Origin of the sequence: Archangium sp. Cb G35 (genome assembly GCF_001896145.1) — a bacterium.
GTDB classification, from domain to species: Bacteria; Myxococcota; Myxococcia; order Myxococcales; family Myxococcaceae; genus Archangium; species Archangium violaceum.
The window spans coordinates 76,786-99,445 of sequence record NZ_MPOI01000020.1; the positions used below are offsets into that span (position 1 = coordinate 76,786).

Sequence of the window (22,660 nt, forward strand, 5' to 3'; positions counted from 1 at the left end):
GTTCGTTCCATGCACCAGGTCATCGACTGGCTGCGCACCGTGCCGCTGTGGCAGGCCGCCCTCGTGTTCCTGGCCAAGAACGCGCTCGTGCTCGTGCTCGCCGTGGCGCTCGGGGAGTGGCTGGTCCGGCGCCATGCCCACCGCCGCGTGGCCCCCGAGGCCCTTCCCCTCCAGCGCGAGGAGTGGGTGCTCGCCACGGTGTGCGTCGTGCTCAACTCGGTGGTCACCTTCGCCGGCCTCCTGCTGTGGCGCGAGGGGCTCATCCGATTCCGGCTCGACAGCGGCCCCGGCGTGCTCGTGGACGTGCTGGTGCTCGTGGGCGTGATGGACCTGGGCATGTACCTGCTGCACCGCACCGCGCACCTGCCGCTGCTCTACGGCTGGCTGCACGCCCCCCACCACCGCTACGAGCGCGCCCGGCCCCTCACCCTCTTCGTCCTCAGCCCCCTGGAGGTGCTCGGCTTCGGCGCCCTGTGGCTCGCCGTGTGCGTGGCCTACGAGTCCTCGTGGGCCGGCATGTTGCTCTACCTCGTCTTCAACACCCTGTGGGGCCTGCTCGGGCACCTGGGCGTGGAGCCCTTCCCGGATGCCTGGGTGCGCTGGCCCGTCCTGCGCGCCGTGGCCACCACCACCTTCCACGCCCGCCACCACCTGGACCTCGCCCACCACTACGGCTTCTACACCGTCGTGTGGGACCGGCTCTTCGGCACGCTCGCCCCCGACTACGAGGTCTCCTTCGCCCGCTCGCAGGTGGTGCCACCCGAGCCCCTCGCACCGCCCCAGCCGGACCTTCCCGGCTCCGGCGTCTGAGGAGACCCACCGCCCGTCCGCGTCAGGCAGCCTTCTCGTTCCCGTACACCCGGGGATGGCGAGGAGCCTGGCCGCTCAACTGCCGCAGCCCCTCCCGGGCGATGCCCAGGCCTCCCGTGGCCACGGCCCGGAGCCACGAGTGGCCCATCGTCCGCTCGATGAACTCACGCATCCTTCGCGGATCCCTCATCAAGGGCGTCAGCAGGTTGGGATCGTTGAAGTTCTCCGAGAAGGCGTTGGCCAGCAGCTGGCGCCCGCTCTGGTTGTCCGTGCGGCCGTCGCTGCCGTACTGGGCGATGAGCAGTTGCAGCGCGGGCGGGGTGATGGGCTCCAGCAGCAGGTTGGTGAAGTCGTGGATGGCCCGGCCATGGCGCTCGTAGAAGCGATCGAAGGTGTCCGTCATCCACGCCGCGTCGAAGGGCCGGTCCTGGTGCTCGACGATGCTCTCGACGAGGTTGCGCACCATCTTGTTGCCATTGTTGGCGCCCTGGCCCGCGATGGGGTCCACCGACATGGCCGTGTCCCCCAGGGCCATCACCACCCGGCCCGAAGGCAGCCGCCCCGCGGGCTTGCGCACCGTGGGCACGAACCTTCCCACCAGCCAGCCGTTGGCATCCGATGTCTCCGCGTCCTTCACCCACGGGTAGTCCCAGGGGAGGAGCTCGCGGATGAGCCCCTTGGCGATCTCCAGCACCTGCCCGGCGCTCTTCGCCTCCTGGAAGCGGTCCAGGGGTCCGCCCGGCAGGGCCTCGAAGAGCAGGTTCCAGCTCGCCCCGGCGTCCTTGTGGAAGTAGGGCACCCAGAAGCACTCGCCCCGGCCGGGCAGCAGGTTGATCTTCACCGGCAACAGGGGAACGCCGTCGAAGCCCAGCGCGGGCCCCTTCACACACACCATGGCCAGGTGGCGCTGGGGCTTGTCGTAGACGCTGCGTCCGGCGTCGCGCTCGAAGAGGTTGCACAGCTCGGCCCGCCCGGCGGCCACCAGCGTGAGGTCATGCGCCGCGGCGATCTCCTCCAGGCGCGGAATCGAGATGGATTCGATCTCCACCCCGCCGCCGCGAGCCTTCAACGCCTGCATCCAATGGTGGCTCTGCAGGCGCAGGTCGATGGCGGCGCAGGGCGCTTGCAGGCGTCCGGTGAGGGTGAGCAGCTGGGTGCCCGGCTTGGGGCACACGGTGATGTGGAAGCCATCGCCGTAGGGAATCCGGTCCGCCCAGGGGTTGAGGTCCAGCTCGTGCTCGAAGCGCAGCGAGAGGTCGAAGCGCGCCGCCGTCCCGGTGGGCCGGCTCTCGTTCAACCACTGCTCGGGCGTCTTGTCCGAGTAGAGCGTCACCCGGTGGCCCGCCTTCAGCAGCGCGTGCGCCGCCAGCAGCCCCGCCTGACCGGCCCCTACGACAGCAATGTTCCTCATGTCTCCCCCCGCTCACACGAGCGCGTCCAGCTCCTCCAGGAGCCGGTCTACATCCGACTCGGTATTATAGAGGTGCGGGGACACCCGGATGCTATCGCCGCGCACGCTCACGAAGACCTTGCGCGCCGCCAGCTTCGCCGCCACGTCCGGCCCGTAGCCGCCCCGCCGCTTCAGCCCCACCATGTGCCCCGCCCGCTGGGACTCGGGCGGCACCTCCAGCGTGAGCGCCCTCGCCCCCTTCGCCACCCGCTCCGTCAGCGCCCGCAGCGTCTCCTGCACGTCCGCCACGCCCCACTTCAGCAACTGACTCAGCGCCGCCATCGCCATCGGCACCAGCACGAAGTTGCTGCGCTCCCCCACGTCGAAGCGCCTCGCCCCCGGCTGGAAGTCGTCCCGGTAGTCCACCAGCCGAGCGAAGTCCTCGCTCCCTCCGCGCATCAGCCAGTTGTGCTCGATGGGCTGTCCCTCGCGGAACCTCGGCGCCACGTACAGGTAGCCCTGGCTGTAGGGCCCCATCAGCCACTTGTAGCCCGCCGCCGCCAGGAAGTCCGGCTTCACCTCCGCCACGCTCAACGGCAGCGCCCCCAGCGACTGCGTCGCGTCCACCGCCAGCGCCGCGCCCACCTCGCGCACCCGCTGCCCCACCCGCACCAGGTCCACCAGCCCTCCGTCCGTCCAGTGGCAGTGCGGCACCGCCACCAGCGCCGTGCGCTCGTCCAGCTCCTCCAGCAGCGCCCGCGTCCAGTCCCCATCCTCCGGCCGGCGCACCGTCACCACCTGCCCTCCCGCCCGCTGCGCCAGCTCGCGCCACGGGTACACGTTGGAGGGGAATTCCTCGGCCAGCACCAGCAGCCGCTGCCCCACCTTCACCGGCACGTTCGCCGCCGCCACCGCCAGCCCGTAGCTCGCCGAGGGCACCAACGCCACCCCCTCCGCGTCCGCGTCCACCAGCCGCGCGAAGAGCTTCCGCAGCGCCTCCGAGTCGTTGAAGAAGTCCTCGGGCCGCAACAACCACGGCCTCGACTTGCGCATCACCGCTTCCTTCCCCACCTCGCTCACCTCGTGCAGCTGCGGGGACATGTACGCGCAGTTGATCCACGTGACGTCGTCGGGCAGGTCGAAGAGGTGGCGCTGGGCGGGAAGGATCATGGCTCCGCGAGCATAGCCCGCGCGCCCTCGTCCGCGGTGTCCCGCGGCAACTCCACGGTGAACGTCGAGCCGTGGCCCACCTCGCTCTCCACGGCGATGGTGCCCCCCAGCGCGCTCACAATCTGCCAGGTGATGTGCAGCCCCAGCCCCAGCCCACCGTAGTGGCGCTCGGACACCGCGCGCTCGAACTTGCCGAAGATGCGGCCCCGGTGCTCCGGCGCGATGCCGATGCCCTCGTCCCGCACCGACAGCCTCGCCACCCCGTCCGCCCACCTCACGTGGACGTGAATCGGCCGGCCCGCCCCGTACTTGAGCGCGTTGGTCAGCAGGTTCGTCACCACCTGCTCCAGCCGCAGCCGGTCCCACCGCCCCACCACCCGCTCCCGGTCCATCAGCTCCACCCAGCAGCCCGTGCGCACCACCTCGGCCGACAACTGCTCGAGCACCTCCCGCGCCACCGCCCCCAGGTCCACCTCCTCCAGGTGCAGCGGCAACCGGCCCTGGGCCAGCTTCGCCACGTCCAGCAGATCATTCACCAGCCCCGCCAGCTTGCGCACCTGCGACTCGCAGCCCCGCACCACCCGGAGAATCCGCTCGGCGGGCACCGGCTCGCCCCCGAGCCCCTCCGCCACCCGCTTCAAGCCCTGCAGCTGCAACCGCAAGGGCGTCAGCGGCGTCTTCAGCTCGTGCGAGGCCACCGCGAGGAACTCGTCGCGCAGCTGCACCGCCCGCTGGGACTCCAGGAAGAGCCGCGCGCTCTCCAGCGCCGCCGCCAGCCGGTGCGCCAGTTCCTGCCCCAGGGACAGGTCCTCCGGTCCATGGGGCCGCCTCGGCTTGCACGCGCCCAGCGTGACGAGCCCCAACGCCCGCTCGTGCGAGCGCAGCGGCACCACCATCACCGAGCACACCTCCCCCGCCTCCATCACCTGCTCCAGCGGCACGAAGCCCGGCGACACCCGCCGCCACGCCTCGGCGCGGAAGTCCTGGAAGAGCAGCGGCTCGCCCGAGCGCAGGGCCTCCAACAACGGGCCCCCGGAGCCGTTCATCGCGGGCGTGGGCCAGGCCCGCACCAGCCGAGGCACCCGCTCGAGGTCCTCGTGGGCCGCCGCCGCGCGCCGCAGCCCGCCCTCGGGCGTCACCAGGTCGATGACACACCACGAGGCCACCGACACGCTCGCCAGGCACGCCACGTGCTGGAGCGTGGCGTCCGGCACCTCCAGCGACTGGCCCAGCACCCGGCTGGCCGTGGCGAGGAAGCGCACCGCCCCCTCCGCGCGCTTGAGGTCCGACATGTCCAACACGAAGCTGAGGGTGCTCTCCCGCTCCTCCACCTCCACCTGCGCCGCGCCCGTCAGCACCGGTACGCGGCTGCCATCCCCACGCACCAGCTCCATCTCGAAGGCGGTGACCACCCCGCGCGACCACAGCTCCCGCTGCTTGCGCAGTCCGGCCTCCGCGCCCTCGGGAGGCACCAGCACCTGCCACCGCAGCGCGCCCCGCCCCATCTGCTCGCGGCTGTACCCCACGAGCGACAGGAAGGCCTCGTTGGCCTCGTGGATGAGCCCGTCCCTGTCGGTGAAGGCCAGCCCCATCATCTCCGACTCCATGATGCGGCGGAACACGGACTCCCCCTGGCGCAGGGACTTCTCCAGGCGCAACCGCTCGGTGATGTCCTCCATGAGCGCCACGGCGGCCGTCACCCGGCCCTCGGCATCGCGCACCGGCCCCGCGCTCACCGACAGGCTGTAGCGCGAGCCGTCCCCGCGCCGCACCTCCATCACCTCGCCGCGCACCAGCTCGCCCCGGGAGAGGGCCCGCACCAGCGGCCACTCGTCCGGGGAGTAGGGCCGCCCGTCCGGGTGGAAGCCGGTCCTGGCGACCGTGTACTCCTCCTTGCCCCAGTTGGCGGGCACGGACTCTCCGTGGATCCGCGCCGCCTGCGTGTTGCCCATCACCAGCCGGCCATCCGGGGCCTCGGCGAGGATGACGGCCTGGGGCAACTGTTGCAGCACGGCCTGGAGGCGCAGGTGCTCCAGCTCCACCTGGCGGCGGTGCGCCTCGGCCTCGGCCCGGGCCCGCTCGGCCTGCTCGCGCAGCTCGCGCTCACGGGCGTAGAGGTGGGCGCGCTCCAGCGCCTGCGCGCACTGCCGCGCGACGAGGCGGGCGAAGTCCCTGTCCTCCTCCGCGAAGCCCCGCTCCCGATCGAAGCCGAGCGTCAACACGCCCAGCACCCGCCCCTCCACCTCCACCTCCAGCGGCAGGCTGGCCCAGGCACGCCCGTGGCTCAAGGGCAGGCGGCTCATCGCCGGGTAGCGCTCGAGCACGGCCTCCCGTGACTCCAGCCACACCGGCTCGCCCAGGCGCACCGCATCGGTGACGGGCAGCGGCACGTCCAGCGTCAGGCACGTCCACGGCTCGAGCTCCCTCCGGGACATCCCCACCAACTGCACGAGCCGCAGCACCCCGGGCTCCTCCAGCAGGAAGATGGAGCAGTCGGCCGCGTCCATCGCCGGCCCCGCCTGCTGGACGATGACGTGGGCCACCTGCTCGGGCGTGAGCGCCTGCGACAGCTTGCTCGTCACCTTCTGGAGGCGCAGCAACCGCTCCATCGTCCGTCGCGCACTGTGCGGCCGCGTGTCGCTCACCCGTACCCCAGAAGCGGAGTCTACACGTTCAACAGCGCCCGCGCCGTTGCTTCCTCCTGCCCCGGAGGGTGGGTAGGCATACGGGACGGTGGAGGGCACGGGCCCCCGGCCGGGTGCACGCATTCAACCCACGGGACGTAGCACCCTCACCCCGACCCTCTCCCGGAGGGCGAGGGGAGAGTGGGCGCCGTGGGGACAGCGGCTCGCGGGTTACAGCCGCGACACCGAGGCGTAGCCGCTGAAGAGCTCGCTGGCCAGTTTCGCGCGCTCTCCGCCCTGCGCGGCACGGATGTAGTCGTTCAACACGCGCTCGCCCTGGCTCCGCTTGCCGGGGAAGCCCAGGTTCATCCGCGAGCGCTTCACCCCACTGCTCCCGCGATGCACGAAGACCACCGTGCCGTCGCGCTCCACCGACTCGATGACGCCCACGTGTGTCAGCCCATCGTTGCGCACACCGTCCCGGTTGCGGTCATACGTCTCGCGGAAGAAGACGATGTCCCCGGGCTTCGGCGTGCGCTTGTGCAGGGCACCCGCGCGCTGCGCACGCCGGTGGATGGCGCTCACCGCGTTCTCCCCGGGCAGCGTGCCGTGAGAGAGCAGCTCGATGCCCACGGCCTGGTAGGCGGCGCGCACCAGCCCGGAGCAGTCGTCCGGAACGCGGTACGCGGATAGCGAGGCGCCCACGAGCTTCCCGGCGCGGGTGGCCACACGGCGCCCCTTGGGCGGGGGAGCCGCGGGCCGCTTCTTCTTGGCGGGCGTGGCCTTCACCACGGGCTTCGTGGGGGCACGGGTGCGCGAGGGTGTGGGGGTGGAGGCCGTGGCCTTCTTCGACTTCGCCGCGGGCTTCACCGGTCCACGCGGCGCGGCCACGGCCGGAGCCGTGCCGAGCACCGCGAGCATCAATGGCAGCAGGAGCTTGCGAAGCATCATCCGGGCAGACGAGCGTACCGCCCGGCGCATTCACCCGCGAGGCGCCGGGACTCCGCCCACATCCGCCTGCCTGTTCACCAGACCACGGCTCGCAGGTAGGTGAGTGAGCGTGGGCGTGAGTGAACCCAACACCCCGGAAGGCAACCAGGCAACTCCCGTTGACATGACTTCAGAAGTAGGGTTCTCCTGGGGGTAATCAACTGCGGGAGCCAAGCAATGCACGTACCCTCTCAGGTGGTTATGTATGATGGGCGGTCTGGAGAGCCACCCATGGGAGGCGCCGTGTTCCGTCCCGATGTCATCGTGCGGGGAACAGATCGTCCCTTGCCTCGCCTCGCTGTCGGAATCAGGTCCCAAAGGGACGACCTGGAGCAGGTGGCACGGCAGCTCCAGCAGTACATGATCGGCGAGGCCTGCCCCCTCGGTCTCCTGGTCACTCCCGAGAGCGCTCACGTCTACCAGAAGACCTGCTCGGATGCCCCCGACTCCATCCAGGAGCTCGCGGCCGCCGAGACGCCTGTTCTCCTCGATACTCGCGGTGCCCTCGAGAACGGTCCAGAGCTGGAAAGGGCCGTCAGGCAATGGCTGGAGACCCTGATCCGGCAGCCGGGCCTCCCCCTTCATCGCGCGGGTGAGGCGGCCCGGCTCGAGGACCATCTACTGCCCGCCATGGTGGATGCGGAAGTGACGGTGGTTGGCTTCCGATGAGGCACGTCTTCGTCGAGAGCAACTGGGTGTTCGCGTGCTGCGCACCCAGGCATCTGAGGAGCCCCTTCGCCGAGCAGCTTCTCCAGAAGGCACGCGCTGGCGAGTTGACGCTCCACCTTCCCGCCATCTGTCTGAGAGAAGGCGGAGACGCCATCCGCAAGAAATGCCAACCCCGCGTTCCCGAGGAGATGAGCGACTTCCTGACCGCGGCGCGACAGCAAGGTTCGCTCTCGCAGGAGAACGCCCATACCGTTACCCAGGCACTCAACCTGTACCGGGCCACGGTGCGCCGGGAGCTCCAGTCCTTGAATGACACACTGGACTCGATCCGGACGGCGCCCGGAGTGGAGGCATTCGCCCTCTCCGAGCCCATGCTCGAGCGCGCCATTCAATTGCGCGCCGATGGACCTGGCGGACTGAAGCCCTTCGATGAAGCCATCCTCGCCGCCATCTTGGTCAGGGCCCGCGCTCTCCGCGAACACCATGCGAGCGACACGGACTTCGGCCTGGCCTTCTGCACACGCGATGGAGACCTCCAACCCTGGACCCGGGAGGGGCTCCCGAGAGAGCCCCTCTTCTCCCTCTATGAGCGGGAAGGTGTCGGGGTCTACGGCGATTTCTCCGCCGTGGCTGGCAGCTCCTGACGAAGTGTCTCCAGCCACTCGCGGCGCGGGCACGGTGGGGAACCCGGGGCCCCGATACCCTCACCCCGTCCCTCTCCCGGGGGGAGAGGGGATGTTGCCGCGGGTGGTTGCAGTGGGGTGAGGGATGTTGGGCTCCCCACGTGTCTGTCTTCTACGTGCGCAGCTTGCCCAGCAGCCAGCCGCCTCCCACCATGCCCAGCACCGCGCCCAGTGACTTCGCCGGGCTGCGCAGCACCCGCGACTCCAGCACGTCCACGCGGTCCGCCACCAACAGCAGCATCACGTGCCGCACCCGGTTCTCTGGTATCGCGTACGCCACCCGCCTCAGCACCCCGCTCAGCCCCTTGGGCGGCACCGCCGTGCCGAACGCCGGCGTCAGCTCGTCCAGCTCCGCCCGCTTGAGCACCGGGAAGTCCGGCGGCGGCTGGCGCTCCGGCCTCTCCCAATGCGCTCCCCCGCGCCGCTCCGGCTTCAACAACATGGGCACTCCGGGCCGGGTCTCCGGGTCTCCGTCCACGCCCCAGCCCGGAATGTCCGCGTGGATCCGCTCGGCCGTCGTCATCTCTTCTTGCTCAGCCATGCCGTGTCTCCTCACGCATGCCCGTGCGGCAGCAGCACGCACTTGATGCACCCATCCAGCTTCTTCTCGAAGAGCTCGTACGCCCGCGGAAGCTCGGCCAGCGGGAAGCGGTGCGTGATGATGCCCTTGGCGTCGATGCGCCCCGCCCGGATGTGCTCCAGCAGGTGCGGCATGTAGCGCTTCACGTTGCACTGGCCCATCCGCAGCGTCAGTCCCTTGTTCATCGCCGTGCCGATCGCCACCATGTTCCACGGCGGCCCGTACACGCCGATGATGGACACCGTCCCGCCCTTGCGCGCCGACTGAATGGCCCAGTTGATGGCCGTGGGCGAGCCCGCCTCCAGCTTCAGCTTCACGCCCAGGATGCTGTGCATCGCCGAGCCCTCGGCCTCCAGGCCCACCGCGTCGATGCACACGTCCGGCCCGCGCCCCTTCGTCAGCTCCTTCAAGGTGGCGACGATGTTCTCCTCGTCCTTGAAGTTGAGCGTCTCCACCTGCGCGTACTTGCGCGCGAACTCCAGCCGGTACTCCAGGCTGTCCACCGCGATGACCCGGCCCGCTCCCAGCAGCCACGCCGACTTCATGGCGAACATGCCCACCGGGCCCGCGCCGAACACCACCACCGTGTCCCCCGGCTGGATGTTGCCCATCTCCGCCCCCTGGTACCCCGTGGGCAGGATGTCACTGAGGAAGAGCACCTCCTCCTCGTCCATGTCGTCCGGAATCTTCATGGGCCCCACGTCCGCGAAGGGCACCCGCACGTACTGCGCCTGGCCTCCCTCGTAGCCGCCCGTGGTGTGCGAATACCCATACACCCCCGAGGCCATCTCGCTGTTGGGGTTGGTGTTCTCGCAGCACGCCGTCAGCCCGCGCTGGCAGTAGAAGCACGTGCCACACGAGATGTTGAAGGGCACCACCACCCGGTCCCCCGGCTTGAGCGTGCGCACCGAGGTGCCCACCTCCTCCACCACGCCGGCGAACTCGTGGCCGAACGTGCACCCCACGCGCGTGTCCGTGATGAAGCCGTGCAGCAGGTGCAGGTCCGAGCCGCAGATGGCCGAACGCGTCACCCGGATGATGGCATCGTTGGGGTGGAGGATGACCGGGTCCGGCTTCGTCCCCACCGACACGCGGTAGGGCCCTTCGTAGATCATGGCTTGCATTGTCCGCTTCCCTCCCTGTCGCCGTCCCTCGGCCCACGGCGATGCACCGGACAAGCTACGCACCCCCCCAGCGAGTGAGCGCCCGGGTGCGATCGGGCCCCGCAGCCCGCTCCGTCCCAGCAACGGCCACCAGAGGGCTCCCCTGCCCGGCCGCCCGCTTGCGCGCCCCGGCGCTGGCGCGCAGGGAAGCCCCATCCGTTCAATGACGCGCTCTGGCCCCTCGGATTGGCTGTTCCCAGAGAGAGCCCAGGCCGTAGAATCGGAAGCCGGAGAGCCACCCCGTGTTGCCCTACTTCCCCTTCGAGCAGGACAGCTACGCGATGACCCTGGGCGTGCGCGCGCTGCGGCCCGGCGAGTCCCTCATCGAGGTCGACGAGGCGCACTACGCCCGGGAGCTCGCGCTCAAGCAGGCCCACCTCTCCGCCAACCTACGTGCCCGCTTCCAGGCCTTGCCCGGCACCGAGCCCCACCAATGGGAGACGGTGACGGAGCTGCTGCCCCTCATGGCGCAACAGCTCCCCCGCTACTTCGCCCTGGAGGTGGAGGGCGGACGCTGGCAATGGCGCAACCTCCTGCTCGGCACCGAGACGCGCTTCACCCCGGGGGACACGGGCAGCCTGCCGCTCGCGCCGCTGGACTGGCTGGGCCGGCAGGTGCAGGAGGACCTGTTGCTCATGGACGGCACGCGCGAGGGCCTGCCCATGATGGCCGGGCAACTGTGCTTCCCCTCCATGTGGAGCCTGGACGAGAAGATGGGGCGCTCGCTGCTCGACATCCACGCGCCGGTGCCGGGCTTCGTCGAGAAGCTGGGCACGGCCACCACGCGGCTGATGGAGGGACTCAAGCCCGGGCGCACCGTCACCCGCTGCAACTGGGCCATCACCGTCACGGACCGGATGGACCTCGAGCCGTGGAGCTTCCCCGAGTGGCGGCACCTCTTCGAGGGCATTACCGCGGACAACGCGGGGGAGCGGTGTTTCCTGCGGCTGGAGCGGCAGACGCTCTCGTTGATGCCGCGCACGGGCGCCATCCTCTTCACCATCCACACCTACCAGGCCCCGGTGGCCACCGAGGTGGAGGATCCCGCGCGCCGCCGCCGGCTCGCCAACGTCCTGCGCACCGTGCCCGCCGGCATGAGCGCCTACAAGCGGCTCACCCCGTTCCTCGCGCCGCTCCTGGCCTGGCTCGACGCCGAGCCCGTGCCCCGCGCGGTCAACTCCTGACGGGAGGGCGCAAACAAGGCTTCCCGTCGCACTGGAGTCGAGCAGATGATGCGCCAGCCGGAGGACGGCCAGCATCGACGACCAGGGGAGGCCCCGCATGCCCGGGCAGGATGGTGACGACGAGCTCCTCGCCTTGCAGCTCGCGGTCTATCAACAGGAGGATCCCACCGCGGATGAGGCACTCCTCACGCGGCTGATCGAAACGGTCCGCGCCCGCTCCACTCCGGAGCCCAAGCCCTCCTTCCCCTCGGCGGACCGGAGCTTGAGGCTGGGCCCGGACACCACCGGCCTCACGGTGGAATCCGTCATCCGCTTCCCCGAGCTTCCAACCGCCCTCTACCCCCTGCTCGACCCGGCGCAGGAGCCCCTCCTGCTCGTCCACGTCCGCAACACCTCCAACCTGCCCCGGCGCGTCCGGGTGATGGCCTGGCTCGAGGGACTCTCCGCCCAGGTGGTCAAGACGGTGGAGCTCCGCCCCACCGAGTCCGCCCTGCTCCAGTTGTCCCCCACGCTGTTGCCGGACACGCTGTCCACGCTCGACAGGCTCCAGTGGGCCACGCTGCACGTCGTGGCCGATGACCTCGATGGGAAGCAGGAGCGGCACGACACCTTTCCCGTGCTCTGTCTGGCCCGGAGCGCCGGCTTCACCTCCGCCGTGGTCGACCCGAAGACGGGCCAAGCGCGCGACCTCACGCGCTATTACGGCGCCTGGGTCACGCCCTTCGCGGAGCCGGTGCAACAGCTCATCCGCCAAGCGGCGGAGCTGCTCCCGAACGGACGGATGCGAGGCTACCAGCCCCCCCCGGCGGGGCTCACGGTGGAGCAGTCCACCGAGGACCAGGTCCGCGCCCTCTACCAGGCGCTCCAGAAGCTGGACATCGCCTATGTCCACTCGGTCATCAACCACGGCGTCCCCCGGCGCTACGTCGCCCAGCGCACGCGGCTGCCCCGGGAAACCCTCCAGACCCGGAGCGCCAACTGCCTGGACGCGGTGGTCCTGATGGCGAGCCTGCTCGAAGGCGCCTCCCTGGAGCCCGCGCTGGTGTTCGTCCCCGGCCATGCCTTCCTCGGCTGGCGGACCGAGCGGGGCGTGGAGTCGTGGCACTTCCTCGAGGTCAGCATGCTCCGCACCAAAGACTTCGACGCCGCCCGCGAGTCCGGAGAGAAGCAGTATGCCCACTGGAAGAACGTCAACCTGCGGTTCCACCCGGTGGCGAAGCTGCGCGAGGAGCGCATCTGGCCCATGGAGTAGGACGCGGAGGAGCCCACCATGACCGTGACCATCAAGAAGCCCCGGCGCTTCCCCATCCTCCCCTACTCGCGCATCGTGGGGCAGAGCCAGCTCAAGCTGGCGCTGGAGCTCGCCTTCATCGACCCGGACATCCGGGGCGTCCTGCTGAGCGGCGAGCGCGGCACCGCCAAGTCCACGGCGGTGCGCGCCTTCTCCCAGATGATGTACGGCAAGCTGCCCACCACGCTGCCCATCAACGCCACCGAGGACCGTGTGGTGGGCGGCTGGCGCATCGACGCGCTGATGAGTCAAAAGGACGAGTGGCAGCCGGGCCTGCTGCAAGAGGCGGACGGAAAGCTGCTCTACGTCGATGAGATCAACCTGCTCGATGACCACCTGGTGAACATCATCCTCGACGTGGCTTCCACCGATGTGCTGGTGGTGCAGCGCGAGGGGAAGTCCATCGAGACGCCCGTGCATTTCACGCTCGTGGGCACGATGAACCCCGAGGAGGGCGGGCTGAGGCCGCAGCTGCTCGACCGGTTCGGGCTGATGGTGGCCGTCCCCTCCGAGGAGAGCGAGGAGCGCCGCCTGGAAATCCTTGAGACGATGCTGTGCTTCGATCGCGAGGCTCAGGACCTGGCCCGGGCCCGCGAGGACCTGGCCCGGGCTCGCGAGGTCCTGGAGCGGGACAGCAAGGCCCCCACGAACCAGGGGCCCGGCAAGGCGGACATGTACCACAGGCAGAGGCTCCTCCACACGCTGCGTACCGGCTTCAAGGCCCGAGCCCGGGAAAGCGAGGCCACCGCGGCCCAGGAACCCGACGAGGGGGACACGCACCGCAAGCAGGTGCTCCTCCGCGCGCGCGAGCTGGTGAAGGATGGGCAGGTGGATCTCTCACGGGAGGCACTGGTGCACTGTGTGAAGATCTCCCGTGCCTTCGCTGCGGAAGGACACCGGGGCGAGCACGTGATGGCCCTGGCGGCCCGGGCCTTCGTCGCGCGCGAGCTGGCCGAGATCGAGCACGGTCCCGCGCCAGAGCTCCCGCGCCCGTACCAGGTGCGGGTGGAGGACGTCCTCCCGGTGGCGCGGCTGGCCATCCAACACCGCCGCCACGATGAGCTCCGGGGAGAGCCCCTGCGCTGGCGAAAGGAGGATGACGAACTCCTCCAGAACCCGGACCGGAAGCCCGCCCCCCAGGGCAAGTGAGGGCGCGCGATGAACTCCCAAGCGCGGCTCGTCCGGGCCCTGGCCTGCGCGGCCATCACACCGGGGCTGCGGACGATCCTGGTGTTCGACGCCACGCCAGAGAGGCTGGACGCCATGGCCCGGCTGCTCGGACGGATGCTGGAAGCAGTCACCGGGCAGGCACCCGTCCGGGCATCGCTCCCTGCGACCGATGACGAGGATGCGCTCTGGGGCCACCACGGGCTCGCCCACGGCCCCGAGGGAGCCCGGCTCGTCTGGAGACCCGGTCCCTTCGAGCCCGCGCCGGACGAGCACGCGCCGCGCCTCGTGGTGATTCCAGACCTCACGAGGCTCGGACTGGCGGCGGTGCGGGCTGGAGTCGCGCTGGCGGGAGCGGACGTGGCGCAGCTGGAGCGTCACGGCCAGAGCCGGCACTGGCGCCCGGAGCTGTGCTGGCTCGCCGCATGTGCCCGGAAGGACCTGGGGAAGCTGTCTCCCCACCTGCTGGACCGCTTCGTCCTGCGCCTGGACGCGGCGGGGCTCCAGCCAGCCGAACCGCTGGAGGCAATCGAGCACGCCCTGCAGGGGGCTCCCGGGGGACACGAGCTCGCCCCGGAGGAGTCCGCGAGGTACCTCTCCGGAGACAGGCTGGCGCGGGCCGTCCGGCACCAGCCCCGGCTCGATTCCAGGGCACTGCGGCGCGTGCTGGCGTACTTCTCCACGAAGGGAGGCCCACCGAGAGGGGCCCGTCGAGAGCTCGCGCTCGCCCGGTTGGCGGAGGCGCTCGCGCGGCTGGACGCGGCGGAAGAGGTGCTGCCCGCGCACGTGGACGCGGCGGCGGAGCTGGTGGGACTGCTCTCCCCGGAAGCACGGGCCGAGCGCGAGCGGACGCCCGTCCCACCTCCCCCGGCCGCCCCGGAACCGAAGACCCATTCGGAGGGAAAGGCGACGTCCGCGCGGCCGGTGACGCCTCCTCGAACCTGGGAGGCACCGGGAGAGGCGCCCGAGCCGGATGCGACCATCCACCCGCCAGGAGAGGCCCGGATCGCTCCGGCCGGACCCATGACGGCGACACCTGCCCCGGGCTCGCGAGAGCCCTACCCCGAGGACGCCGCCCCCGTGGAGCGCGCGCCGGAGTCGCTGCGTCCGCTTCCGAGGCGCCGCACGGCCGGCATCGGCTCGCGGCGTGGCACCATCATCGGGGTGACGCAGGCGCAGAACCTGAGCGACCTGGCGCTGAGCGCCACCCTGCTGGAGGCCATGAAGTACCAGGCCCTGCGGCGCAAGCACCACCCGGAGCGGCGGGGGCTGCTGCTCTCGGCCTCGGACCTGCGCGCTCACGTGCGCGCCGCGCCCCCCGACTCCCTGCTGGTGCTGGTGGTGGACCACACGGCGCTCCGGGACTGGGACTGGGGCACGGCGGTGCTGCCCTTCCTCAAGAGGGCCTACGTGCAACGAGCGGCGGTGTGCGTGGTGCAGGTGGGCGCGGCGGACGCGGAGAACGAGCTGTGCGCGCACCGGGTGATGAGCCGCAACGCCCTGGCACCGCAGCTCTACCGGGCGCTGGCCGCCGGGCCCGGGAAGGCGACACCTCTCGCCCACGGGCTGGAGCTGGCCCTGGAGACCCTGCGTCATGCCCTGCGCCACGGCCGGGGGACCGTCACGCGCGCACGGCTGGTGCTCGTCACCGACGGACGCGGCAACGTCCCCCTGGAAGCGAGCCGCTTCCGGGAACGTCCACCGCTCGTGCGGGACGAGGGCGTGAAGGACGCGCTGCAGGTGGCGGAGCGGCTGCGCGAGCTGGAGCGGGTCGAGTCGGTGCTCATCCACTCGCGCCCACGCTTCTATCCAGAGCTGCCCTCCTCGCTGGCGGAGGCACTCGGTGCGCGCCAGCTAGCTCCGCGCAAGGAGAAGGACGCGTGAGTGAGCGAGCTCCCACTCCAGCGCAGGTGGTGGATCACTCCACCGCGGGCACGGAAACGGCGTTGGAGCCCGTCACCCCGGTCCCCGAGCCCGAGCCCCCGCCGGGGGTCGAGATGTCCACGCCCGAGAGGACCATCCAGGACCGGCTCTCCGCGCTCGACACGACACCACCTCCAGAGCTCGCGCTCGTCCACATCCAGGCGCGCGGCGAGTCCTTCGTCATCCACGCCTTCGAGAATGGACGCGGCCAGGAGCTCGCCACCGACAAGCCGACGAAGAACCCCTTCGAATCCGGGATGGATCCCGAGAACTTCCTCGGGTTGATGGACATGCTGAAGGACAACCCGGCCCTGCGGAAGCTCGTCCGCTGGGTGGAGAAGCGGCTGGCGGCCCATCCACGGCTCTACCTCGCCATCCAGGAATATACGAACGCAAACGTCCCCTGGGAGATGTTGAGGCTCCGGGACGACTCGTTCCTCGGGGCGCGCGTCAACGTGGCTAGGTGGGAGGGAGAGGAGGAGGGCGCCGAGGCCCTCACGGAGATGAGCCAAGCGAAGTCCTGCGAAGGCGAGGTGCTGACCTACATCGCACCGGGACTCCTGGATGAGCTGCCCCTGGCCTCGCAGGATAAGCAGACGCTGGAGAGCGCGTTGCAGACCATCCACGGGGGCAAGCCGCTACGGAAAATGGAGGAGCTGCTCGGGGAGTTGGAGAAGACACACCCGGGCGTGAGCATGGTCTACCTGCTGTGCCATGGCCTCGTCTCCCCCGATGCGAGCTACTCCGAGCTGGGTGCGAGTTCCGCCAAGTACCCGGAGGACAAGCTCACCCTCTTGAAGCTCCGGACGAAGAAGCTCAAGCGGCTGAAGCACTCGGGCGCCATCATCTTCCTCGACGCATGTGCCGGGGGACAGGTGAGACAGGGAGTCAACTACCTGCCGTCGGGCACCCGGGTGGGCTTCCCCCAGGCGTTCCTGAGCAAGGGAGCGCGAGGGGTGATTGGAGCCATGGCACCGTTCGACCTGCCGCATGCGGCGAAGCTCGCCCAGGAGTTGCTGGAACTGGCCCGGAAGGAGCCGCGCACGGTGCCCGAGCTGCTGCGGGAGCTGAGGGCGAGAGCCGCCGCGAGATTGCAGGACGAGGCGGATCCGCAACGGTGGGAGGGCTGGTACCACACGTTCCTGTACGTCTATTACGGCCATCCGTTGACGACGCTGTCACTGGGGCAGGGGGAGGCCGGCCATGGCGGCTGAGGCGTCACGAAACCTGGAGTTGGAGTTCGTCATCGCGTACCCGCGCGAGGCGGAGGTGGGCAAGCGCTACCTGATGACGGTGGACGTGCGCGCGCGAGGTCCAGTGACGGAGTGGCCCTACGCGCAGGAGGAATACGAGCTGTACTGCATGGTGGACAGCGAGCCCGCGTTCACCAACGAGCCAGTGGGCCAGGCCGCCGTGGTGCTGCACCGTTTCGGAGGCACATATGGGCCAGCGCGGTTCGTGCTCACCGCGCGCGAGCCGATGGACGAGGCAAGCATCCGCCTGACGCTGGTGAACGCGGCTGGGTTGCCCCTGCGCAAGCTGGAGCTGACGGACATCCGGGTGACGCCACCCGCCCCGCGCCAGCACCTGCCCCCCATCGAGGTCTGGGTCGAGCTGTGGAAACAAGGCATCGATCAGTATCGGGTCCGTCTCACCTCCGACGTCTTCGGAGAGCTCGAGCACGGGACATCAGCGAGCTTCTCACAGCCGGCAATCTTCGATGAGCAGCACGAGGGATACTCCGAGGCCAGGGCCCACCTGGGCACCGAGCTGTTCCGGAAGATCTTCGCGACGACGGAGGCCCTACGCGGATGGCGGGCGGTGCGCGAGCGAGCCCGCCAGGAGCGACGTTCGATCCGGCTCCTCGCTCCCCTGGATGAGGCGCTCGACATCGAGCAGCTCTTCGACCCGGAAGCGGGATTCTTGCTCATGAGCCGGGAGCCCCGGATCCGGATCGTCCGCATCAACAGCAATGTCTCGTCAAGGCAGTTGGAGCTTCCTTCCCGCCCGCGAATGTTGCTCGTGGCGCTCGCGCTCCAGGACCCCCGTGAAGCCGCGTCCATATTGATGAAGCTGGCGCTGGAGACCGCAGATGCCTACGACATCTCCCTGTTCGGCCCCAACGGACCGACGGCGCTGCGGGAAGTCGTGTCCACAGTGTCCCCGAAGGCATGGACGCTCGAGGACTTCCTACCATTCTGCGACACGAAACCGACGGACCTGCATTCGCTCAGCCGACTCAAGGGCTGGGAGCTGCTGCACCTGCTCGTGAGCGGACTGGAGAACGTGCACGCGGAAGAACCGCGACACCCGGTCCACAGCGCCGTGTATGGGTTGTTGTCGCGGGAGTTGCAGCTCTCGGGACACTTTCAGCTCGTCTTCGTCCAAGCATGCCGCCCATACGAGCGGCACCCGCGCGGTGTCATCTACGGGCATCAGAATTTCTTTTCCGGCGAGTTCCATCCGGAGCCGGAGCCCAGCACGCTGGCGGCGGTCATCGAGCCGCTCGTGCCGCTGGATGCCGAGGGGAGCACGTCGCTGGCGGCGTCGTTCTACCGCCGACTCGCTGAAAGCCAACCGTTGGACGACGCACTCCAGGCACCCCGCACGGAAGACATCATCCCCGTCTTCATGCATCTCTGGGCCCGCCCGGGCGCACTGGATCCCGTCCGTCTGGCGGAGGCCACGCCGCCCCCCAAACCACAACACACTTCGAGGCAGGCCCCCGCGAATTCCATTGGCTGGCTCTTCCTGTCCAACGTGCTCGCCGGGAGCAGACCGGACACCTGGGAGCACGACATCCGAGCGCTGCTGGAAGACATGGAGCGGCTCCACGAGAAGAGCGGCCCCTGGGACCTCGTGCTGTGCGCGGGAGACATCACGCTGACCGGGGATCCGCGGGAGTTCGAGCTCGCGTCAATGTTGTTCACCGCACTCCGGCGACGGCTCGTGGAGATCGGGATGGAACCGCTGATCCTGACAGTGCCAGGCAACCACGATGGCCGGTTGGATCTCCTCCGCCAGGCCGAGCAGACCCTGCCCGTCGATCTCTCCATCACGAGCTGGCAGCCGCTGCTCGCGGACGCGTTCCAGAACTACTCCAGGGCCTGGCAGAACCACTGGCCACCTGGCCAGGAAGAGGCTTTCCGTCGAGGCTTGGTTCCCGGCGACTTCTCGATGACCCTGCGCCGGAACGGCATGCGCTGGGGAATCATCGGGCTCAACGACATCCTGACGCCCCGGGGTGACCCGAAGAACCTGAGCAGACAGCTCGACGCTGTCTGCGACGGAGGCTTCGCGGCCTGGTCCCGCCAACACGACGCGTGCTTGCTGCTCGCGCATGATGAGCTCCGAGGTTTCGAGGACGAATGGCTGAGCGATGCGCCGGAAACGCCGTTCATCCTTCACCTGACCGGGCGCTCTCCCGGTCCGTTCGCCATGGTCTCCTCCAAGTCGTTCGTCATCTGGCAGGGAAGGACGCTGTTTCCGCAGCGCTCCCCCAGGGGCATCACCTCGGGCTACTTCGCTGGGCGGCTCACACTGGAGGGCGAGGAAAGCCGGGTGCGAGCCTGGCCGCGGCGCACCGAGGGGAGCGGCGAGGGTCCCGTGTCCGTGGGGGCGGATCGGGAACAGTTCAAGCTCGCGGAAGATGAGGGTTTCGAGCTGGCTCACACGGTGCGCCGGGCTCCGGCCTCTCGAAACTCCGAGGACTGGGCCATCGTGGTGGGCATCTCGCACTACCCGGAGCTGGGGAACCTGGAGGGGCCCGAGAACGACGCCAGGGCGTTCCGTGATTGGCTGCTCGAGAAGGCAGGTGTCCCGTCAGAACAGCTCCAGCTGCTTCTTTCATCGGATTTCAAGTCCACGAACATGGCCCGCGACGCCATACCCACCGTGGAGAATGTCGAGAGCCTGTTCGATCAATTCATCCTCATGGGCGAGGAGAATGAAAAACTCGGGTCGCATCCCCGAGTGGGCCGGCGGCTCTATATCTATCTGGCGGGCCGTGGCTTCATGTCCGCGGATGGGTACCCGGCGCTACTGACCGCCAATGCGCGTCGTCGCGTGCCCCATCACATTCCCGGATGGACTTACGCCACCTATCTCACCCGGGCGCGATGCTTCGACGAGATCCTCTTGTTCATGGATTGTGCCTCACAGGGTCCCATCCAGACAGCCCTGCGATTTCCCCCTTACAACATGCCCCTGACCGAAAGCGGAACCCCGGCGAAGGTCTTCTGCGCCTTCTCCACGCTGCCCTTGCCCAGCCGCGAGCACCTCACGGCGAACGGACAGGTGCAGGGGGTCTTCACCCAGGCCCTGCTCTCCGCGCTCAATGGCCGTGCAAGTAATGAGCACGGAAGGATCACCGGCACGTCCCTCGCCAACTACCTCAATGACAGCATGCGGGAGTTCCTGGCACCCGAGGAAATGGAGAACCCCGACATCTTCAAACACCCGCAGATCATCTACGACCCGTCGCCGGACGCGGAGCTCGTGATCGTCACGGAGTTTGAGGCCTCCTACTGGCTGGCCTTCCGGTTCGCTCCCTCCTTGCGAGGACAGCGCGTCCGCTTGATGCACCCCCAACTCGACGTCGTGGGTGAATTCCAACTCCTCGATCCGACCATGCAATTCAAGTACAGAGGAGGACCCTACCTGATCGATGTCTCCGGAGAGCTGCGCATGTTCACCTTGCGTGAGGACTCGGTCATCCGGCTCAGCCAGGATGGAGAGAGGATTCGCATCCAGCTGGAGCCATTCGGAGGAAATGCATGAGACGGACGACGGGCCTGATTCCCCTCTGCCTCGCGCTGTGGCTCGCGGCCCCGGCCCTCGCCAGGGACCTGGTGGAATTGCCGGCGGGCCGGGTCTACTCGGTGAAGGTGGACGCGGACGCACGGACCCTGTGGATCGCCCTCGCCGCGCCCCCGGGCGGCATCCTGGACGGACTGGACGTCGGCCAGAAGCCCATCGACGTGGGGCTCGGTGACTGGCACGACAACTCGCTGCGCGAGGCCTTCAGCGCCACCCTCTCCGAGTCCGCTCCGGGGCAGCATCCCGGCATCTCCCTGGAGGTCCAGCTCGCGAAGCTGCCGCAGCCCGGCACCTATGACGTGCAGCTCTCCCTGCGGCAGGGGCAGGAGCAGCAGTTCCTCAAGCTCCAGGTGCTCGTCCCCGAGGCCCGGCTCCGGGCGCAGGCCACGCCGCTGGTGGAGCGGGTCATCGGCTTGCTCAACGGCGTCGAGGACACTCCGGGCCTCTTCACCCTCTCGGAGACCAGCGGGCGCTCGCGGGTGACGAACCTGTCCATCCAGCCCGTCACCGCGGCCACCTCGGGAGACACCACGCTCACCGGGCACCTGCGCTTCGACACGGCTCCCGGCACGCCGCCCGTCCCGGTGGTCATCCCGCCGGGAGGCTCCGCGGACATCCGCTACACGGTGAGCGGGGACTTCCCGGTGGGCACCGCGAAGGGCACCGTGGAGCTGCTCTCGCCCCAACTCCAGACGCCGCTCACCGTCACGTACGAGGTGCGCACCCGCAGGACGGTGCTCTGGGTTCCCCTGCTGCTCGTGCTGGGCCTGCTGACGGGCTACCTGCTGCGCACCTGGCTCAAGTACCAGGTGGAGCTGAACGAGAAGCGCGTGGCCGCGGAGGCGCTCCGGTTGAAGCTCGAGGAGGAGCGGCGCCTGCGGCCCGATCCGATCTACCTCGCGTCGCTGGCGGAGGTGGACGCGCCGCTCGCGCAGTTGCAGACGCTGGACGTGAAGGGCCTCTCCGAACAGCTCCCCCAGGTGGAGCAGCGGTTCGAGGCGGCCCGCGCGGAGTTCGACAAGCGTCAGGCCGAGGCACAGGCCCGGCTCGCCGAGGCGGAACAGCTCCTCTCCGTCGCCTGGTCGCTCCCGCCCTCCACCCAGGAGGCGATGGGAAAGGCGCGCGAGGCACTCGGCGCCAGCCGGAAGCTGCTCGAGTCCAACTCCGTGGCGGCGGCGGACCAGCAGCTCAAGAGCCAGCTCGCGTCGCTCGCCCAGGAGCTCCGGGAGAAGCTCCGGACCTGGCGGGGCGCCGTGGACACCCAGCTCGCCCGTTTCGATGATGCGCCGTTGCCACTGCGGGAGGAGGACCAGAAGACCCTCTCCACGCAGATAGAACACCTCCACGACGCCTTGAGGCGGATTCCCCTGGACGCGGCCCAGCTCGAGCTGCGTGCCGTGCTCTCGGGTGCCCACGATGCGCGCACGATGTTGCTCAACACCGAGCCGCAGCTCCGAGCCCAGCTGCTGCGGATCCTCTACGGCGTGCGGGACGTGTTCGACGCGGGGGGCGTGCCCCTGGGTGGCCTGGAGCAGGAGCTCCAGGAGTGGTCCCGCCCGCGGAACGGCACGGTGGAGGACGAGCTGGCGTGGCTCATCGATCGAAGCCGCCCCTTGGAGCGGGTGTTGAAGCAGGTGACGGTGGGGCGGCTCGGAGGCCCACCGGATGAGGCGGCGCGGGGGCTCATCGACCAGCGGCGCTATGTGGACCTCGCGGCCCTGGTGGTCCAACACCAGCAGGCGGAGGCCCAGCGCGGCTCGCCGGTCCTGGAGTCCTTCAGCGAGCCATTCGGCGTTCCGCACGACACGCCACCGCCCGCCGCCGGGATTGCCCTTCCCACCGTCCCCGCCATCCCGCTGGTGAGCTTCCCGGAGTCCCCGCGTGGATTGCTCGGTGCGCTGCCCGAGGCCCTGAGCCGCCTGCTCGAGCGGGTCCGGCAACCGGCGGCCCCCGTGTCCCCGGCCGTTGGCCATGCGCTGGCCTTCAAGGCGCTGCTACGGGCCAGGGCCGCGCGGACGTTCATCGCGGGCATCGGCATCCTCGCGGTGGGATACTTCCTGTTCGCCGGGAAGTTCACCGGCACCGCCCAGGACATGGCCGCGGTGTTCGTCTGGGGATTCACCATCGACGTCAGCGTGGATGCCCTGGTGGACGTCCTGTCCAAGGGGCTCAAGCAGGCGTAGGACGGAGCGCCGTCC

General features: G+C 69.6%; 16 protein-coding genes. 10 read left to right on the plus strand and 6 right to left on the minus strand.

Translation table 11 applies throughout. From position 1 onward, the window contains the following. Positions 1-9: 9 nt before the first annotated feature. Positions 10-810, plus strand: a complete 801-nt coding sequence (locus BO221_RS46135) for a sterol desaturase family protein (protein ID WP_073567312.1) — start codon at positions 10-12, stop codon at positions 808-810. Positions 811-832: 22 nt separating this feature from the next. Here the strand turns inward: BO221_RS46135 and BO221_RS46140 are convergent, their stop codons facing one another. The 4 genes from BO221_RS46140 to BO221_RS46155 form a co-directional block, all read right to left on the minus strand. Next, complete coding sequence (locus BO221_RS46140) at positions 833-2,221, minus strand: styrene monooxygenase/indole monooxygenase family protein (RefSeq protein ID WP_073567313.1); 1,389 nt, start codon at positions 2,219-2,221, stop codon at positions 833-835. A gap of 12 nt (positions 2,222-2,233) precedes the next feature. After that, positions 2,234-3,370 (minus strand): aminotransferase class V-fold PLP-dependent enzyme, encoded by a 1,137-nt coding sequence (locus BO221_RS46145; protein ID WP_083682489.1) that lies wholly within the window; start codon positions 3,368-3,370, stop codon positions 2,234-2,236. Continuing rightward, positions 3,367-6,015: an ATP-binding protein gene (locus BO221_RS46150; protein WP_158080031.1), complete on the minus strand. Its 2,649-nt coding sequence runs from the start codon at positions 6,013-6,015 to the stop codon at positions 3,367-3,369. Before BO221_RS46150 ends, BO221_RS46145 begins: the two co-directional genes overlap by 4 nt. A gap of 210 nt (positions 6,016-6,225) precedes the next feature. Continuing rightward, a complete protein-coding gene (locus BO221_RS46155) occupies positions 6,226-6,945 on the minus strand; it encodes a CHAP domain-containing protein (protein WP_233166566.1) in 720 nt (239 codons plus the stop codon). Between the two features lie 375 nt (positions 6,946-7,320). On the opposite strand from BO221_RS46155, the gene BO221_RS46160 reads away from it, so the two are divergent. After that, positions 7,321-7,653, plus strand: coding sequence for a hypothetical protein (locus BO221_RS46160; protein ID WP_143196077.1), 333 nt, complete (start codon positions 7,321-7,323; stop codon positions 7,651-7,653). Beyond that, positions 7,650-8,297: a hypothetical protein gene (locus tag BO221_RS46165; RefSeq protein WP_073567316.1), complete on the plus strand. Its 648-nt coding sequence runs from the start codon at positions 7,650-7,652 to the stop codon at positions 8,295-8,297. The genes BO221_RS46160 and BO221_RS46165 overlap by 4 nt, the downstream gene beginning before the upstream one ends. Positions 8,298-8,448: 151 nt before the next feature. On the opposite strand, the gene BO221_RS46170 is transcribed toward BO221_RS46165, so the two are convergent. Together BO221_RS46170 and BO221_RS46175 are read right to left on the minus strand one after the other, a co-directional pair. Beyond that, positions 8,449-8,877: a hypothetical protein gene (locus tag BO221_RS46170; protein ID WP_073567317.1), complete on the minus strand. Its 429-nt coding sequence runs from the start codon at positions 8,875-8,877 to the stop codon at positions 8,449-8,451. An 11-nt stretch (positions 8,878-8,888) separates the two neighbouring features. Then, complete coding sequence (locus BO221_RS46175; protein WP_073567318.1) at positions 8,889-10,040, minus strand: zinc-dependent alcohol dehydrogenase; 1,152 nt, start codon at positions 10,038-10,040, stop codon at positions 8,889-8,891. Between the two features lie 281 nt (positions 10,041-10,321). Between BO221_RS46175 and BO221_RS46180 the strand changes: the two genes are divergently transcribed. From BO221_RS46180 to BO221_RS46210, 7 genes are all read left to right on the plus strand, one after another. Beyond that, on the plus strand, positions 10,322-11,263 hold the full coding sequence (locus BO221_RS46180) for a DUF3445 domain-containing protein (protein WP_073567319.1): 942 nt from the start codon (positions 10,322-10,324) through the stop codon (positions 11,261-11,263). 97 nt (positions 11,264-11,360) lie between these two features. Then, on the plus strand, positions 11,361-12,515 hold the full coding sequence (locus BO221_RS46185; RefSeq protein ID WP_073567320.1) for a hypothetical protein: 1,155 nt from the start codon (positions 11,361-11,363) through the stop codon (positions 12,513-12,515). A gap of 18 nt (positions 12,516-12,533) precedes the next feature. Beyond that, complete coding sequence (locus tag BO221_RS54480; RefSeq protein ID WP_143196078.1) at positions 12,534-13,703, plus strand: AAA family ATPase; 1,170 nt, start codon at positions 12,534-12,536, stop codon at positions 13,701-13,703. A gap of 9 nt (positions 13,704-13,712) precedes the next feature. Continuing rightward, on the plus strand, positions 13,713-15,605 hold the full coding sequence (locus tag BO221_RS46195; RefSeq protein ID WP_073567321.1) for a hypothetical protein: 1,893 nt from the start codon (positions 13,713-13,715) through the stop codon (positions 15,603-15,605). Further along, positions 15,602-16,858, plus strand: a complete 1,257-nt coding sequence (locus BO221_RS46200; protein WP_073567322.1) for a CHAT domain-containing protein — start codon at positions 15,602-15,604, stop codon at positions 16,856-16,858. The genes BO221_RS46195 and BO221_RS46200 overlap by 4 nt, the downstream gene beginning before the upstream one ends. After that, on the plus strand, positions 16,848-20,423 hold the full coding sequence (locus BO221_RS46205; RefSeq protein WP_073567323.1) for a metallophosphoesterase: 3,576 nt from the start codon (positions 16,848-16,850) through the stop codon (positions 20,421-20,423). The genes BO221_RS46200 and BO221_RS46205 overlap by 11 nt, the downstream gene beginning before the upstream one ends. Next, positions 20,420-22,645 carry a hypothetical protein gene (locus tag BO221_RS46210; protein ID WP_073567324.1) on the plus strand — a complete coding sequence of 742 codons (2,226 nt, stop codon included), beginning with the start codon at positions 20,420-20,422 and terminating at the stop codon, positions 22,643-22,645. The genes BO221_RS46205 and BO221_RS46210 overlap by 4 nt, the downstream gene beginning before the upstream one ends. Positions 22,646-22,660 lie beyond the last annotated feature (15 nt).